General features: G+C 66.1%; 15 protein-coding genes. 9 read left to right on the forward strand and 6 right to left on the reverse strand.

Annotated features, from left to right (window positions below; genetic code table 11):
- The first annotated feature begins 74 nt into the window (after positions 1-74).
- The 4 genes from M4578_RS25765 (at position 75) to M4578_RS06010 (ending at position 2,863) form a co-directional block, all read left to right on the forward strand.
- On the forward strand, positions 75-323 hold the full coding sequence (locus M4578_RS25765) for a HEPN domain-containing protein (protein ID WP_420854802.1): 249 nt from the start codon (positions 75-77) through the stop codon (positions 321-323).
- A 310-nt stretch (positions 324-633) separates the two neighbouring features.
- On the forward strand, positions 634-1,335 hold the full coding sequence (locus M4578_RS06000) for an adenosylcobinamide amidohydrolase (RefSeq protein ID WP_258092551.1): 702 nt from the start codon (positions 634-636) through the stop codon (positions 1,333-1,335).
- A gap of 96 nt (positions 1,336-1,431) precedes the next feature.
- Positions 1,432-2,136: a DUF1194 domain-containing protein gene (locus tag M4578_RS06005; protein WP_258092552.1), complete on the forward strand. Its 705-nt coding sequence runs from the start codon at positions 1,432-1,434 to the stop codon at positions 2,134-2,136.
- Positions 2,137-2,182: 46 nt separating this feature from the next.
- Positions 2,183-2,863: a hypothetical protein gene (locus M4578_RS06010; protein ID WP_258092553.1), complete on the forward strand. Its 681-nt coding sequence runs from the start codon at positions 2,183-2,185 to the stop codon at positions 2,861-2,863.
- Positions 2,864-2,921: 58 nt separating this feature from the next.
- On the opposite strand, the gene M4578_RS06015 is transcribed toward M4578_RS06010, so the two are convergent.
- The 4 genes from M4578_RS06015 to M4578_RS06030 all read right to left on the reverse strand — a co-directional run bounded on the left by M4578_RS06015 (position 2,922) and on the right by M4578_RS06030 (position 6,363).
- The gene (locus M4578_RS06015; RefSeq protein ID WP_258092554.1) at positions 2,922-3,344 is read right to left on the reverse strand and encodes a L,D-transpeptidase; all 423 of its coding nucleotides are present in this window, start codon (positions 3,342-3,344) and stop codon (positions 2,922-2,924) included.
- Between the two features lie 17 nt (positions 3,345-3,361).
- On the reverse strand, positions 3,362-3,769 hold the full coding sequence (locus tag M4578_RS06020; protein ID WP_258092555.1) for a c-type cytochrome: 408 nt from the start codon (positions 3,767-3,769) through the stop codon (positions 3,362-3,364).
- Between the two features lie 79 nt (positions 3,770-3,848).
- The gene (locus M4578_RS06025) at positions 3,849-5,348 is read right to left on the reverse strand and encodes a phosphatase PAP2 family protein (protein WP_258092556.1); all 1,500 of its coding nucleotides are present in this window, start codon (positions 5,346-5,348) and stop codon (positions 3,849-3,851) included.
- 625 nt (positions 5,349-5,973) lie between these two features.
- Positions 5,974-6,363 (reverse strand): hypothetical protein, encoded by a 390-nt coding sequence (locus tag M4578_RS06030; protein WP_258092557.1) that lies wholly within the window; start codon positions 6,361-6,363, stop codon positions 5,974-5,976.
- A 185-nt stretch (positions 6,364-6,548) separates the two neighbouring features.
- Between M4578_RS06030 and M4578_RS06035 the strand changes: the two genes are divergently transcribed.
- Positions 6,549-8,153: an AfsR/SARP family transcriptional regulator gene (locus M4578_RS06035; RefSeq protein ID WP_258092558.1), complete on the forward strand. Its 1,605-nt coding sequence runs from the start codon at positions 6,549-6,551 to the stop codon at positions 8,151-8,153.
- A gap of 12 nt (positions 8,154-8,165) precedes the next feature.
- Here the strand turns inward: M4578_RS06035 and M4578_RS06040 are convergent, their stop codons facing one another.
- Positions 8,166-8,666, reverse strand: coding sequence for a MarR family winged helix-turn-helix transcriptional regulator (locus tag M4578_RS06040; RefSeq protein WP_258092559.1), 501 nt, complete (start codon positions 8,664-8,666; stop codon positions 8,166-8,168).
- Between the two features lie 268 nt (positions 8,667-8,934).
- Between M4578_RS06040 and ectA the strand changes: the two genes are divergently transcribed.
- Genes ectA through M4578_RS06060 form a run of 4 tightly spaced genes read left to right on the forward strand, consistent with a single transcriptional unit; the run spans position 8,935 to position 12,619 of the window.
- Complete coding sequence (ectA, locus tag M4578_RS06045; protein WP_258092560.1) at positions 8,935-9,471, forward strand: diaminobutyrate acetyltransferase; 537 nt, start codon at positions 8,935-8,937, stop codon at positions 9,469-9,471.
- A gap of 44 nt (positions 9,472-9,515) precedes the next feature.
- On the forward strand, positions 9,516-10,790 hold the full coding sequence (gene ectB, locus M4578_RS06050) for a diaminobutyrate--2-oxoglutarate transaminase (protein ID WP_258092561.1): 1,275 nt from the start codon (positions 9,516-9,518) through the stop codon (positions 10,788-10,790).
- Between the two features lie 5 nt (positions 10,791-10,795).
- Positions 10,796-11,188 carry an ectoine synthase gene (locus tag M4578_RS06055; protein WP_258092562.1) on the forward strand — a complete coding sequence of 131 codons (393 nt, stop codon included), beginning with the start codon at positions 10,796-10,798 and terminating at the stop codon, positions 11,186-11,188.
- Positions 11,189-11,191: 3 nt separating this feature from the next.
- Complete coding sequence (locus M4578_RS06060) at positions 11,192-12,619, forward strand: aspartate kinase (protein WP_258092563.1); 1,428 nt, start codon at positions 11,192-11,194, stop codon at positions 12,617-12,619.
- A 307-nt stretch (positions 12,620-12,926) separates the two neighbouring features.
- Here M4578_RS06060 and katG read toward each other — a convergent pair whose 3' ends face one another.
- On the reverse strand, positions 12,927-15,101 hold the full coding sequence (katG, locus tag M4578_RS06065) for a catalase/peroxidase HPI (RefSeq protein ID WP_258092564.1): 2,175 nt from the start codon (positions 15,099-15,101) through the stop codon (positions 12,927-12,929).
- Positions 15,102-15,412 lie beyond the last annotated feature (311 nt).

Here is a 15,412-nt window from a genome sequence, read left to right on the forward strand (position 1 = left end):
ACGAGCCCAAAATCGGTCCCTGTATGCTAAATCAAAGCCCGATTGCATGGAAATCGGCACAGCCAAAACGGTAGATCAGACGTTCCCTAACTCAAAACGCCGAGAAGAAGGCTCAGCGAAAAAACCTCAAAAAACGAGTAATGAAGCTTGTGGATATTCGGAATGAAATCGCACATGAGGCACACGTCAGATCGAACGGTGTTCCACGCACTATTTCACGTGACGATATTGCAAAACGCATTTCAGATATGAAACTCTTTGTGGAAAAGTGCGATGAGATTATCGACGCAAAGTTTGGCATAAAGCCCGCGATTTCGGCATAGATGAAGCCGGCGCGCCATCGCCGGCCCGCGGGGTGGCGATCCGACCGGTGAGCCTCTCGATTTATCCACGACACATCCGAAAGACCTCGACACGTAGCGCCCAGCCCTACCAAATCGCCAGCCCGATGGGGCGGGCCGGCGATGGCGCGGCGGCCTGCGGCCTTGTCCCGCGCCCGGGGCCACGCTCGGATTCCAGCAAAAAGGCGGCACTTCTACAGCCGCAGCCGGACAACGCACCAACAGCAGCGTCGGGGCTTGCACAGCACCGCTCAAGCGGGTTCAACACCCCGGCAGCAGATACGGGCCCGACATGCTCCACCTCTCCCCTCCCTGGCTCAGCCTCGATCTCGGGCAGGACATGCCCGTCCTCTCCTGGGCGCCGCATAAAGGCGGGCTGACCCGCGCCCGGCGCATCCTCTGGCGCGAGGTGCGCAATGCCGATCTGACCGAGGCGCTCGACGTCACCGACTGGCTACGCCGCGAGCTGGGCGCCATAAGCGCAACCGATGCCGTCTGCTTCCTCACCTCCCGCAAACTCTCCGCCGCAATCATGCGCGAGCATACCGAGGGCGGGATCACCGCAAAGGCCGTGGTCACCGCCGGGCTCTCCAATGCCGAGCGCATCGGCACGCGGCTGCCGCAGACCTGGAAGGACTGGGGCACGATCAATATCGCCGTCACCCTCTCCACCCCGCTCACCCTGCCCGCGCGGATCGAGGCGCTGAGCCTTGTCGCCGAGGCCCGCACAACCGCCGTGATCGACGCGCAGGTCACGCTGCCCAGCGGCACCGCCACCGGCACGGGCACCGATTGCATCGCCGTCGCCGCACCGGATGCGGCGCAAACACATGTCGCACCCGATGCGGCGCAAGCACATGCCGAACGAGACAGTGCGAACCCGACCGCCTATGCCGGCAAGCACACCGATGCCGGCCATGCCATCGGCCGCGCGGTCTATGACGCCACACGCGCCGCCGTGCAGGACTGGCTGCGCGACGCCGCCCGCTGGTGAGCGCCTCACATCTGCGTCAGCCGCCGCGCGGGACGCTAGGCGCCTGCCCCGCCCCCGGCTAGCCTCTCTCCATCGCCCCGCCGACGGAGACCCGCCATGCGCCGCACCGCCCTCGCCCTTAGCCTTCTCGCCGCCCCCGCCGCCGCGCAGGACACCGATCTCGAGCTGGTGCTGCTGGCCGATGCCTCGGGCTCGATCACCCCCGCCGAGCTGATGTTCCAGCGCGAGGGCTATGCCCAGGCGATCACCGATCCGGAGGTGCTCGCGGCCATCGGCAACACCGCTTACGGTGAGATTGCCGTGACCTATGTGGAATGGGCGGCGAACCAGGCGCAGGTGGTGGACTGGACACGGATCGCGGGCCTGGAGGACGCGGAGGCCTTCGCCGAGGATCTGATGGTGCAGCCGCGCCAGGCCTATGGGCGCAACGCCATCGGTGCGGCGCTGCTCGAAGCGCTGCGGCTGATGGAGGAGAACGAGATCGACGGCTGGCGCCGGGTGATCGACTTTTCCGGCGACAGCGCCGGCAACTGGTCGGGCCCCGGCATCGAAGAGGCGCGCGACATGGTGGTGGCCCAGGGCGTGACGATCAATGCGCTGCCGATCCTGCGCCCCGACGATCCGGGCCGTGCCCAGGGCGGGCTGGAGGCGATCTATGAGCAGCGCATCATCGGCGGGCTCGGCGCTTTCGTGGTCACCGCCGACAGCCGCGAGCGCTTTGCCGAGGCGGTGAAACGCAAGCTGATCCTCGAAATTTCGCACTCGGGCATGGTGGAGAAACGGCAGGCGGCGGCAGACTGACCACGCGCCCCTTGCGCCCGTCCGCGACTCCTGCCCCTATCGCACCATGCGCCTCCTGCTTCTCGCCCTCCTGCTGCTCACCGCCTGCGGCCGTCCGCTCACCCCGAACGAGACCGCCTTTCTGACCGCGATCCAGGGCGATCAGCTCGATCCGGCGCGGGTACGGTTCCATAACGGGCTGGCGGCGGGCTCGATCACCTTTCGCCGCCCGATCCGGCCGCGTCTCACCTGCATGGAGCGGATCTGGCCACCCTCGCGCGGCGAGACCATCACCGTCGCGCCCGGAGCGATGACGCTCTTCAACCGGGTGTTCTATCGCAAGGATCTGTACCGCGACGACTTCATGGCGAGCTACCCGACGCGGGTCGATCTGCTCGACGCCATGCTGATGGCGCATGAGATGGTGCATGTCTGGCAATGGCAGAACCGCCGTCGCACCGGCTATTCGCCGCTGAAGGCCGCCACCGAACACGGGCGCTCGGCCGATCCTTATCTCTTCGATCCCGACAGCAAGGCGCAGTTTCTCGATCACGGCTATGAGCAGCAGGGCGCAATCGTCGAGGAATATGTCTGCTGCCATATCCTCGACCCCGAGGCACCGCGCACCGGCCGGCTGCGCGACATGATCGGCGCGGAAATGCCCGTCGAGCGGCTCGACGCGGCGCTGAAGGCGCCGGAGGTGCTGGTGCCCTGGGCGGGGATCCAGAAACAGGGGATCTGCCGCTGAGCCGCGTGACGCGCGACGCCCCCCCCGCGAGACGACCGGGCGCGACACCCCCCGCCGATTACGGGTGGATCACCACCCGCGTCTCGGCAAAGCCCACGGCGCGCACCGCCTCGTAGAGCAGATGCGCGTTCTCGGGTGCCAGACGCACGCAGCCGGCGGAGGCGGGCGTGCCCAGCCGGTCCACGGCGGTGGTGCCGTGAATCGCGTAATTTCCCGTGAAGAAGATCGACCAGGGCATGGGCGCGTTGTCGTAAAGCGTGGAGTAATGCATCCGCTCCAGCGCATAGGGCGTGAAGCTGCCGATGGGGGTGCGCTTGCCCGCCCGCGCGGTGGAGACCGGCCAGACATGGCTGGGCAGCCCGGCCTCGAAAACCGTCATCTGCTGGTCGGAAAGGTCGATCTCGATTCGCAGCGTCTGCGCCTCAAGCGGCGCCGCAAGGACACCGAGACCCAAAAGGACCACCGCCAGACCGCCACGCATCGCGCTCTCCTACGCCGTCAGTCGCTCTTCTGGATTTCGCGCAGATAGGCGATCAGATCCACCACCGGCTGCGAGGTCATCACCGGCTGGCCCGAGGGCGCCTTGATCGGCACGTCGAAACTGCGCGCGAAATAATCGCCATAGACCGGCATCGGAGACCCGTGGCTGACCAGCGGGTCGCGCCCGTCGATGCGCATCACCACCCGTTCCAGCGGAAACACCCCGCCATTGGCGGCGGCAAGCTCGGTCAGGTTCACCGGCTTGACGGTCAGCACCCCGGACATGGGCCCGTCGCCCCGGCCCTCGAGCCCGTGGCAGGTGGCACAATGGGTGTGATAGAGCGCCCGGCCGACATCGGCATCCTGCGCCGAAACGCCCGAGGCCAGCGGCGCAAGCGCCAGGGCAAAAATGATCAGACTGCGCATGGCTCCCTCCCGGTTTGCCGCGCGATTGTCTCACTGGCGGGAGGCGCCCGCCTTGATCCCGGTCAAGCGCCGCGTCGGCTCAGACCACCGCCAGATGCGCGCCGGTGCGCAGCTTTTCCATCGGCCAGGGCGCGAGACGGCCCTCGCGGTGGAAGGTGGCGTGGCTCTTGCCCGGCCCGCGCGGATGCACCGCGACCATCACCGAGCGTCCGTCGAAATCGGTAAAGCCCAGCGACGCGCTGCGCCCCAGCGTCTCGAAGCGCTGGCGCAGCACCTGACAGGCCAGCGCCTCGCCCAGCCGCAGATCCTGGTGGTTCTCGGCTTGGTAATAGCCGCCCGCCACCGCCCGGGCGAGCGCCACATCGGCGGCCAGCCGGTCGGCTTCGACCCCGATATCGACGCCGCCGCCGGCCGCCCCGACCATGCGCAGCCGGGCGTGGCGGCGGGTGTCGAACAGCGCCTTGATCAGCGTCGACAGCGCGCCGGCGATCACCGCCTGCGCGGCGTAATCGGCGCGGTGCTGCGGCACGCTGCTTTGCAGCGCCGGCAGCAGCAGCATCTGGCCGCGCGTCGGCACCCGGCCCTGCGACCGGTTCAGCCGGTCGATCCAGTGCAGCAGATTGGGCGCCTTGCCCGAAAGCTCCTCGGCCGTGGCGCGCAGCCCGCCCTCGCCGCCCGTCATCAGATCCTCATGCGACAGCAGCGCGGTCAGCCGCGCCGCGGTCACCCCGGGGCGGCTCAGACGGTCGGCGCGCGCCTGCATGCGCATCGCGATGGAAAAGGCCCGTTCGGAAATATCCGCCATCAGCGCCAGTATCCGCTGTGCCGAGATCGGCACCGGCGCGGCGGTCTCGCTCAACCCGGGATCGAATTCGGCGCCGCGCGCCAGCAGCCGCAGCACCGCATTGTAATAGATCCGGCAGGGATGGCTTTGCTGCACCCGCGTCACCAGCGCGCGCGGCGTGGCCAGCCCCGCGCCGATCTCTTCGCCGCGCCCGGGAAGCGCCAGCGCCGCCCCCGAACAACGCTCGACCCAATCGAGCCATTGCGACATCGGCGCCTCTGCCTCGGGCGGGTCGCAGGGATCGGGATCGCCGCAGCCGTCGCGATCGGTGTTGTGAAAGGCCGAAAGCCGCGTCTCCTCGCCGCCATGAGCGACGACACCGCGGAACAGGGTGCGCAGAGTCAGCTGACCATCGCCGTTGCGCCGCAGCCCACGGCGATGATCAGCTTCCCCGCAGACGGTCCGGGAGCAAAAGACCGTCTCGACCGGGCCCGGAACAGGGAGGGCCTGATCGTCGAACCAGCTCAGGCTGCGCAGTTCGCACAGCAGCTCGTGCAGGGTGAAATGGGTCATGCCGTCGATCCAGATCTTGCAATGCGGATCGCGCATCGCAGAAAACGGCAGGTCGCGGACCAGCGCCAGCACGTAAAGCTCGGCCAGCTCGGCCGCCAGCTCCGCCGGCCCCATGCGCGGCGGGGGCGGAAGCTGTAGGCAATTGGCCGGCCCGGCGCTTGCCGGCTGGCCACCTTCGATCACGCGAAGCCCGTACGGGGCGTTTTCGGTCCGGACAGTCATTCCATGACCCCCTGTCGGTTGCGGCCCTTGCGCGGGCCGTTCATATTGACGAAACGTAAACACACTCTGTCGACTCAGCGTGAACGCATCGTGAGTAAAACGCGAAACCCGCGTGATCGTTGCGGGAGCTGTGTCAGCCATAGCAGGAGAAAGGCAGGGGCTGCGCGTGAATATTTCGCAAATCCCCGGCCCTTGCCGACGACCTTGACGGAACGGCTGGCTCCGGTGTTTCTCACGGATATTTCAAGCGTTTTTACGGAAATCCGCCGTGCTCCTGATAGGGAGCGCCCCGAATCCGCCGCGTTCCATGACGGGTCTGTGGATTTTTCCTGACCGCAGCGGCGACGCCGTCAGCCCAGGTGCAAATCCCCGTTAACGAACCGTGTTTCGTTCGCCTCAAGGGCGTCGGCCAGCGCGCCGTGCTGACGCTCTGACAGATCCCCCGAGGCGCACAGATCCCGCCCCGGCGGCTATGTGATCGGCCTCGCGGATCCGGATCGCACCCCGCAGGCGGGTTGACGGCGCCCCAACAACCGAGGCCCGGAAACGGATCGGCCGAGGCACAAGGCCCCGGCCTACTCGCACACAAAAGGCAGACAACGCCCGCCCCCACGCGTTAAACTCTTCAGGCTTCGCCCTTGGCCTCGGCCCACATCGCCCGCGACCAGTCCGGCACGCTCTTCGGGCCGATCGGGAGGGTCGTTTCGCTGATCCTGTCCTGCGCGGCGATTTCGGAACTCATCGACGACAGGCTGAAATCCCCGTCAGAAAGATCGCCGCGGGACACCCGCGCAGCCGTCTTGGCCCTGCCCTCCAGCAGATTGATCCGCGCCTCGGCGATGATCGGGCCTGGCAGCGCGGCGGGCATGCTCTCGGTCGGGGAATGCGCCCCGGTCACCGTGCCGTCGATCACGATCCGCCCTGCTTGGCTGAAAATACGGTCCGGCCCCCGCAGCGCCCCGGATCCGGCGGCGCCGTCACAACCCTCGTGGCCTTCATGACCGTAAATCGGCATATCCAGTTCCTCCCAACGGAGCCAAATGCATTCTGAAATCAATGTCCTCCCCTCAGGGTGGCAGAAAAACGAGACGCCCGTCAAAGGCTTATGGACCGATTCACGCACAATTCACGGCAGTTGCCGCAGCGCCGGGGCAATGTTACCTTCGGGTCATAATCGTGTCTTCCGAACAGGATACCCCGATGCGCGACAGCGCCCCCTCGATCCGGATTTCGGTACTGGGCCCGCTGCGCGTCCAATGCGGCGACAGCGGCGCAACGCTGACCCCGAAAGGTGCCAAGAACCAGGCGTTGCTGGCGCTGCTGGCGCTCAGCCCCGAGATGACGCGCCCGCGCCGCTGGCTCGAGGACAAGCTGTGGAGCCAGTTCGGCCCCGAACAGGCCAGCGCCAATCTGCGTCAGGCGCTCAGCAAGCTGCGCGCCGCCCTCGGCCCGCACAGCGGCATCCTGCTGGCGGATCGCAGCGCCATCGCGCTCGACACCGCGCGGGTCGCGGTGGATCTGCCTCTTGATGCCCCGCCAGACGCCCCCCGCGCCGCGTTGCTCGAAGGGCTGGACGCGCGCGACCCGGAGTTCGAGGAATGGCTGCGCCTGGAACGCGCCGAGCTGCAAACGCGCCTGTCACGAGCGCGCCCGCGCAACTCCCGCGGCATCCTGATCAACTGCCGCGCCACCGCCCCCGATGGCGGCAGCGGCGTGCTCATGGCCGATGTCCTGGCCAATCAGATCGGCGAGAATATCTCGGAACAGATCCGCGCCTGGCGCCAGAACGGCGATCCCGAAAACGCCGCCGATCTGCCGCCCAGCGACCTGTCGCTGGTTTGCAGCATCGTGAACACCGACGACGGCCATACCGTCTTTGTGAAGGGGCTCCACCTGCCCAGCGGCCGCGTGCTGCATTCCAAATTGCAGACCATCCCCCGGCTGGAAGACATCCTCGCCTCCGAGGAAACCATCGCACGGCTGGTGTTCGAGGCGGCCGACTGCATCATCGGCCGGCTGCCGCAGGTGCTCGACAGCGACCGGCCGGAAAGCCGCGCCACGGCGCTGGCCCGGCTCAGCATGTACCGCATGTTCAGCTTCGAGCGCGATGCGCTGCGCGAGGCCTATTCGCTGCTGAAACAGGCGCATGATCTGGACAACAACGGCATCTACCTGGCCTGGAGCAGCATGGTCCGGATGATCCAGCTCATGGAGCTTCTGGAGGACGATCGCGAGGCGCTGCGCGAAGAGGCGATTGCGCTGAACTATCGCGCGATGGAAGAGGCCAAGGACAACGCCCTGGTGTATGCGCTCATCAGCAAGGTGCGCGGCACCGCCCAGCACGACGCCGCCGGCGCCTTCGATCTGGCCGAAACCGCGGTCGAGCGGAACCCGGCCTCGGCCTTTGCCTGGAAATCGCTGGCCGAGGCGCATCTGCTGAAGGGCGACACCGCCGCCGCCTTCACCGCCTCGGCGCGGGCGCGCGCCATCGCCCATAACTCGCCGTTCCGGCAATGGTGGGACATGGGCCATTGCATCGTCGCCATCGCCGACAACCGCCCGCGCGAAGCCATCGAGGCCGGCGAGGCCGCCGCTCGGGCCGCGCCGCTGTCGCGCCCGGCGCACCGGCATCTTCTGGCGCTCTACGCGCTCGAGGGCCAGTACGACAAGGCGCAGGAAACCGCGACGAAGCTGGCCAAGATCGAGCCGGGGTTCACCATCGACCAGATCGTGAACGACGAAAGCTATCCGGTGCGCACGCTGCGCAGCAAGGGGCTTCTGGAGCCGATCCGCGCGCTGCTCTGATCCGCCGGCCGGTCAGGGCGCGGGCTTGCCCTCGGTCTTGTCGGTGGTCAGCGCGCCCACGGTCAGCACCGGCGAGGCGTCGATGTCGCGCGCATCCAGCATCGCGGCGACCCGTTCCAGCGACGACAGGAGCTGTGCCTGCTCCCAGTCCTCGAGCCGTTCGAACTCCCGCACGAAGCGCTGTTGCAGCGCATCGGGCGCACGCGCCAGCGTGCGCCGGCCCGCCTCGGTCAGCAGAACGTTGATCTGGCGGCGGTCGGTCTCGGATTGCGCGCGGTGCGCCATGCCCGACTTGACCAGCTTGTCCACAAGCCCGGTGATCGTCGCCTGGCTCACGCCCATCTGCGTGGCCAGCGCCTTGGGCGTGGCGCTGCCGCCCTTCATCTGGACGATCTGCATCACGCGCAGCGTCGCGGGCGAGACACCGGCGGCAGTGGCCAGATCCCGTTCGTAAAGCTCGGTGGCGCGCAGAATACGCCGCAGGGCAATCAAGCTGTCATCCGTTCGATCCATCGGACCCGGGCCTCGTCGCGGTTTGGCGGATGGTCCTTAGTGGCACAGAAGCCGCAGATGCTTCAACCGCCGAAGCACTCATGCGAAATCATTTGCACACCTAAGGATATTGCCTTTGCGACACTTTTCAATAACCTTAAATTTATCATCTAAAATCAACGACAATTTCCTCATATCGGCGGAAACCCGTCCAAAATCCTTTAGAGGTTGAAACTTTTCATCCGCCACATTAGTTTATGGATCAAAGCAAACGGAGGGACCTGACCCGATGCCGAAAGACAGCTACACGACCCGGAAAGAGGCACTTGTGCTGCGCAAGCCCGAGGCGACCGATGGTGCCGCCATCTGGGAGCTGGTGCGCGCCTGCAAGCCGCTCGACGAGAATTCGATGTACTGCAATCTCGTTCAGGCCGAACATTTCCGCGACACCTGCGTGGTGGCGGAGCTGGACGGCGGGATCGTGGGCTGGATCTCCGGCCACATGATTCCAGGTCAGGACGCCTTCTTTGTCTGGCAGGTCGCCGTGAGCCCCAAGGCGCGCGGTCTGGGCCTTGGCCGCAAGATGCTGACGCATCTGGTGAACCGCAGCGAATGCGAAGACGCCACCTGCCTCAAGACCACCATCACCGAAGACAACGATGCTTCCTGGGGCCTGTTCCGCAGCTTCGCCCGCGCCATCGGCGGCGAACTGACCGACACCCCGCATTACGAGTGCGACACGCATTTCGACGGGCAGCACGACACCGAGCATATGGTGACGATCACCCTGCCCGCCGAAGAGATCGCCCTGCCCCGCGCAGCCTGATCCGCGCCTGTCGCCTTTCCAATCAGATCCCGAAAGGACGTCTTATGACTGCCGACATCTACACGCGCCGCGAAAGCGAAGCGCGCTCCTATTGCCGCAGCTTCCCGACCAGCTTCGTGAAGGCCAGCGGCTCCATCCTCACCGACGCCGAGGGCCGCGAGTATATCGACTTTCTCGCCGGCTGCTCGTCGCTGAACTACGGCCACAACGACCCCGACATGAAGGCCGCGCTGATCGAGCATATCTCGAACGATGGCGTGACCCACGGGCTCGACATGCACACCGCGCAGAAAGAGGCCTTCCTGACCGCCTTCGAGGAGATCATCCTTCAGCCGCGCGGCATGGACCACAAGGTGATGATGGTGGGCCCGACCGGCACCAACGCCGTCGAGGCCGCCATGAAGCTGGCCCGCAAGGTGACCGGCCGCACCAATATCGTGGCCTTCACCAACGGTTTTCACGGCATGACGCTGGGCGCGCTGGCCGCCACCGGCAACGCGGGCAAGCGCGCGGGCGCCGGCATGCCGCTCGCCGGGGTGACCCGCCTGCCCTATGAGGGCGCCTTCGGGCCGGAGGTCGATACGCTGGCCCAGATCGAATGGATGCTGGAGAACCCGTCTTCGGGTCTCGATGCGCCCGCCGCCTTCCTGGTGGAGCCGGTTCAGGGCGAAGGCGGGCTGAATGCCGCCTCCAAGGAATGGATGCAGTGCATCGCGCGGCTGGCGAAAAAGCACGGCGCGCTGCTGATTGCCGACGACATCCAGGCGGGCCTCGGCCGCACCGGCACCTTTTTCTCCTTCGAGGAATTCGGCATCGAGCCTGATCTGATCCCGCTGGCGAAATCGCTGTCGGGCATGGGCCTGCCCTTTGCCGCGCTGCTGGTGAAACCCGAACACGACATCTGGAAGCCCGCCGAACATAACGGCACCTTCCGGGGCAACACCCACGCCTTTGTCACCGCCCGCGTGGCGCTGGAAAAATTCTGGAAGGACAATGCCTTCCAGGACAGTATTAAAGCCAAGACGCGCATCGTCGAGGCCGGGCTGACCGCGATTGCCGACATGATCGACGGCGCCCGCCTCAAGGGCCGGGGCCTGATGCGCGGCGTCGATGTGGGCTCGGGAGATCTGGCCGGGCGCATCTGCGCCGAGGCGTTCCAGCGCGGGCTGATCATCGAGACCTCGGGCGCGCATGACGAGGTGGTCAAGGTGCTGGCACCGCTGACCACCACCGAGGCGGAATTCGCGAAAGGGTTTGAAATCCTGCGCGACGCCACCCGTGCCGCCCTCACCGAAACAACCAAGATTGCAGCGGAGTAACCGATATGATCGTTCGCGACTTCAACGAGCTGAAAAACACCGACAAATGCGTGGCCGACGCGCGCTGGACCTCGACCCGCCTGCTGCTGGCGGATGACGGGATGGGGTTCTCGTTCCACATCACCGTGCTGGAAGCGGGTTCGGAACATACGTTCCACTACAAGCACCATTTCGAAAGCGTCTACTGCATGGCCGGCAAGGGCTCGATCACCGATCTCGCCACCGGCGAGACCCACGCGATCAGGCCGGGCGTCATGTATGCGCTGAACCTGCATGACAAGCATATCCTGCGCGCCGAGGAAGAGCTGCACATGGCCTGCTGCTTCAACCCGCCGATCACCGGCACCGAGGTGCACCGTGAGGACGGCTCCTACGCACCGGCCGAGGAGGTGGCGTAAGCCATGGCGGAGCATACGGTTGAAAAGATCGGCGGGACCTCCATGTCCCGCCTGAACGAGCTGCGCGACACGCTGTTTATCGGCGGTCGCGAGGGCGGTGACCGCTATGGCCGTATCTTCGTGGTCTCGGCCTTTGGCGGCATCACCAACCTGCTGCTCGAACACAAGAAAACCGGCGAGCCGGGCGTCTACGGCCAGTTCGCCGCCTCGGACAACAGCCACGGCTGGCACGACGCGCTGAACCGCGTGGCCGATGCGATGATCGCCGCGCACACCGCCGTGCTCGACCACCCCGCCGACATCGAGGCCGCCACCGATTTCGTGCGCACCCGCATCGACGGCGCGCGCAACTGCCTGATCGACCTGGCCCGCGTCTGCTCCTACGGCCACTTCCGGCTGTCGGAGCACATGCTGCAAACCCGCGAACTTCTTTCGGGGCTGGGTGAGGCGCATTCGGCCTATGTGACCGTGCTTCTGCTACAGCGCGCGGGCGTGGATGCGCGGCTGGTCGATCTGAGCGGCTGGCGCGGCGACGGCGACGTGACGCTGGAAGAACGCATCACCGGCGCCATGGAGGGCATCGACCCGATGTCGGAAATGCCCATCGTCACCGGCTATGCGCAATGCGCCGAGGGGCTGATGCGCGAATTCGACCGCGGCTATTCCGAGGTGACCTTCTCGCATCTGGCAGCGCTGACCGGCGCGCGCGAGGCGATCATTCACAAGGAATTCCACCTCTCCTCCGCCGACCCCAACCTCGTGGGCCCGGAGGCGGTGCGCAAGCTGGGCCGGACGAATTACGACGTGGCCGACCAGCTCTCGAACATGGGGATGGAGGCGATCCACCCCAAGGCCGCCAAGACGCTGCGCCAGGCCGATGTGCCGCTGCGCGTCACCAATGCCTTCGAGCCGGAGGATCCCGGCACGCTGATCGACGACCAGCCCGCCGAGACGGCGGCGGTCGAGATCGTCACCGGGCTCGACATCATCGCGTTGGAGCTGTTCGAACAGGACATGGTGGGGGTGAAGGGCTACGATTCCGCCATCCTCGACGTGCTGACGCGGCATGACGTGCGGATCGTCTCGAAAGTCTCGAACGCCAACACGATCACCCACTACGTCGATGCCTCGCTGAAAAGCATGCGGCGGGTGGAAAAGGATCTGTCCAGGCTCTACCCCTCGGCGCGGATCTCGTCGCGGACGCTGGCCATGGCCTCGGTCATCGGGCGCGATCTGAACGGGCTCTCCTGCCTGCAACGCGGACTTCTGGCGATTGCCGCCGAGGGGCTCGAGGCGCTGGGGGCCAGCCAGGGGCCGCGCAATGTGGACGTGCAGTTCGTGCTGGAGCGCGAGATCCTCAAACCGGTCATCAAGGCGCTGCACCAGACCTTCATCGAAGACAACGCCCCGGCCCTCCGGCAAGCCGCCTGAGGTCGGGAAGAACACAGCGTAGGGTGGGCAATTTGCCCACCCTTTTTTTATGCGCACCGCAAGCGGCGCACAGCCGGACTGTCGCCCTCGTGGCTTTTCCCGCCGAACCGCTCCACACAATCGTCGAACACTCGTAGGGTGGGCAATTTGCCCACCATTCCCCACACAAAGGGAGCCGCGCCCGGCGCTTTCGGCCTTGATTCGGCGCCATGGGCGCAGGGATTGACCAAAAAACCCGCCCCGCGATATTGCGGAGCGGGCTGAGGGCGCGGGTCGCGCGGCAGGAGACCCTGCCGCGCCTCTCACATCACGCCAGATCGAACCGGTCGGCGTTCATCACCTTGGTCCAGGCCGCCACAAAATCCTCGACGAACTTCCCGGCGTTGTCGTCCTGGGCATAGACCTCGGCATAGGAGCGCAGGATCGCGTTCGAGCCGAAGATCAGGTCCATCCGCGTCGCGGTCCACTTGGCCTCGCCGGTCTTGCGGTCGCGGATCTCGTAGACCCCCTCCGCCGCCGGAACCCACGTATAGGCCATATCGGTCAGGTTGACGAAGAAGTCCGGCGTCAGTGCCCCCTTGCGGTCGGTGAGCACGCCATGCTCGGTGCCGCCATGGTTGGTGCCCATCGCCCGCATGCCGCCGACCAGAACGGTCATCTCCGGCGCGGTCAGCCCCATCAGCTGGGTGCGGTCGAGCATCAGCTCTTCCGGGCTCACCACATAGTCCTTCTTCAGCCAGTTGCGGTAGCCGTCATGGATCGGCTCCAGCACGTCGAAGGACTCGGCATCGGTCATCTCGTCGGTGGCATCGCCCCGGCCCGGAGCGAAGGGCACCGTCACGTCGAAGCCCGCCGCCTTGGCCGCCTGCTCGACCCCGAGATTGCCCGCCAGCACGATCACATCGGCGACGCTTGCACCGGTTTCCGCCGCGATGGGTTCCAGCGCTGCCAGCACGCGGGCCAAACGCTCGGGCTCGTTGCCCTCCCAGTCCTTCTGCGGGGCGAGGCGGATGCGCGCGCCATTGGCGCCGCCGCGCATGTCCGATCCGCGATAGGTCCGGGCGCTGTCCCAGGCGGTGCTCACCATGTCCGAGACCGAGAGACCGGCAGCGGCGATCTTGGCCTTCACCGCCTCCACGTCGTAGGAGGTCGAGCCTGCGGGGATCGGATCCTGCCAGATCAGGTCTTCCGCCGGCACATCGGGGCCCACATAGCGGACCTTGGGGCCCATGTCGCGGTGGGTCAGCTTGAACCAGGCGCGGGCGAAGGTGTCGGCGAAATAGGCCGGATCGGCCATGAATTTCTGGCAGATCGCATTGTAGACCGGATCGACCTTCATCGCCATGTCGGCATCGGTCATCATCGGATTGTGACGCTTGGTCGGGTCGGTGGCGTCGAGGGGCTTGTCCTCTTCCTTGATGTCCACCGGTTCCCATTGCCAGGCGCCCGCCGGGGATTTCCGCAGTTCCCACTCATGGCCGAAGAGCATGTCGAAGAAGCCCATGTCGAACTGCGTCGGATGCGTGGTCCAGGCGCCCTCCAGGCCCGAGGTCACCGCATTCGCCGCCTTGCCGCCCATCTTGGGGTTGGCCCAGCCAAGGCCCTGCATCTCGGGGCCCGCGGCCTCGGGATCGGCACCCAGCAGCGCGGCGTCGCCGTTGCCATGGGTCTTGCCGACGGTGTGGCCGCCCGCGGTCAGCGCAGCGGTTTCCTCGTCGTTCATCGCCATCCGGGCAAAGGTCTCGCGCACCTGCGCGGCGGTCTTCATCGGATCGGGCTTGCCGTTCACCCCCTCGGGGTTCACGTAGATGAGGCCCATCTGCACGGCGGCCAGCGGGTTTTCCATGGTCGAGGGATCCTCGACATTCTCATAGCGGCTGTCCGACGGTGCCAGCCATTCCTTCTCGGCGCCCCAGTAGACGTCTTTCTCGGGGTGCCAGATGTCGGCGCGGCCAAAGCCGAAGCCGAAGGTCTTCAGACCCATCGACTCATAGGCCATATTGCCGGCGAGAATGATCAGGTCGGCCCAGCTCACCGCGTTGCCGTATTTCTTCTTGATCGGCCAGAGCAGACGGCGCGCCTTGTCGAGCGAGACGTTGTCGGGCCAGGAGTTCAGCGGCGCGAAGCGCTGGTTGCCGGTGCCGCCACCGCCGCGCCCGTCCGCCAGACGGTAAGAGCCCGCCGCGTGCCAGGCCATGCGGATCATCAGACCGCCGTAATGGCCCCAATCCGCCGGCCACCATTCCTGACTGTCGGTCATCAGCGCGCGCAGATCGGATTTCAGCGCATCCACATCGAGCGATTTCAGCGCTTCGCGGTAGTCGAAGCTCTTGCCCATCGGGTCGGTCTTCGAATCGTGCTGGTGCAGAATGTCGAGGTTCAGCGCATTGGGCCACCAGTCCATGACTGAGGCGCCCGAGGCCGAGTTGGCCCCATGCATCACCGGGCATTTGCCCGCTGTGTTCACGTCGTTTCCGTCCATTTTTCCCTCCGGAAGTCGCTGGGTTGATCAGGCGCGGGAAAAGACCCGTCACACTCCGCCTGCCGTCCCGGCAGCGGCGTGCGATCCGGCACCTCCTCCCGTCTTGGAATCGTTCTAGCATGGGGTTTCAATAATGCATAATTTCATTTTCTTACCCATGCGATAAGAATTTCAAATCAACCTTCGCCGCTAACATCCCTCTTCCCTTTCAAGCACTTGCCTTGGAAGCCCTGGCTGAGCCGGACCGGGAACAGGCCCATAGGCCCGGCACAACGGCCCCCCCGCGCAGGCACTGCATGCGAAGCGCCGCC

The organism is Salipiger pentaromativorans, from assembly GCF_024721115.1.
Lineage (GTDB): Bacteria > Pseudomonadota > Alphaproteobacteria > Rhodobacterales > Rhodobacteraceae > Salipiger > Salipiger pentaromativorans.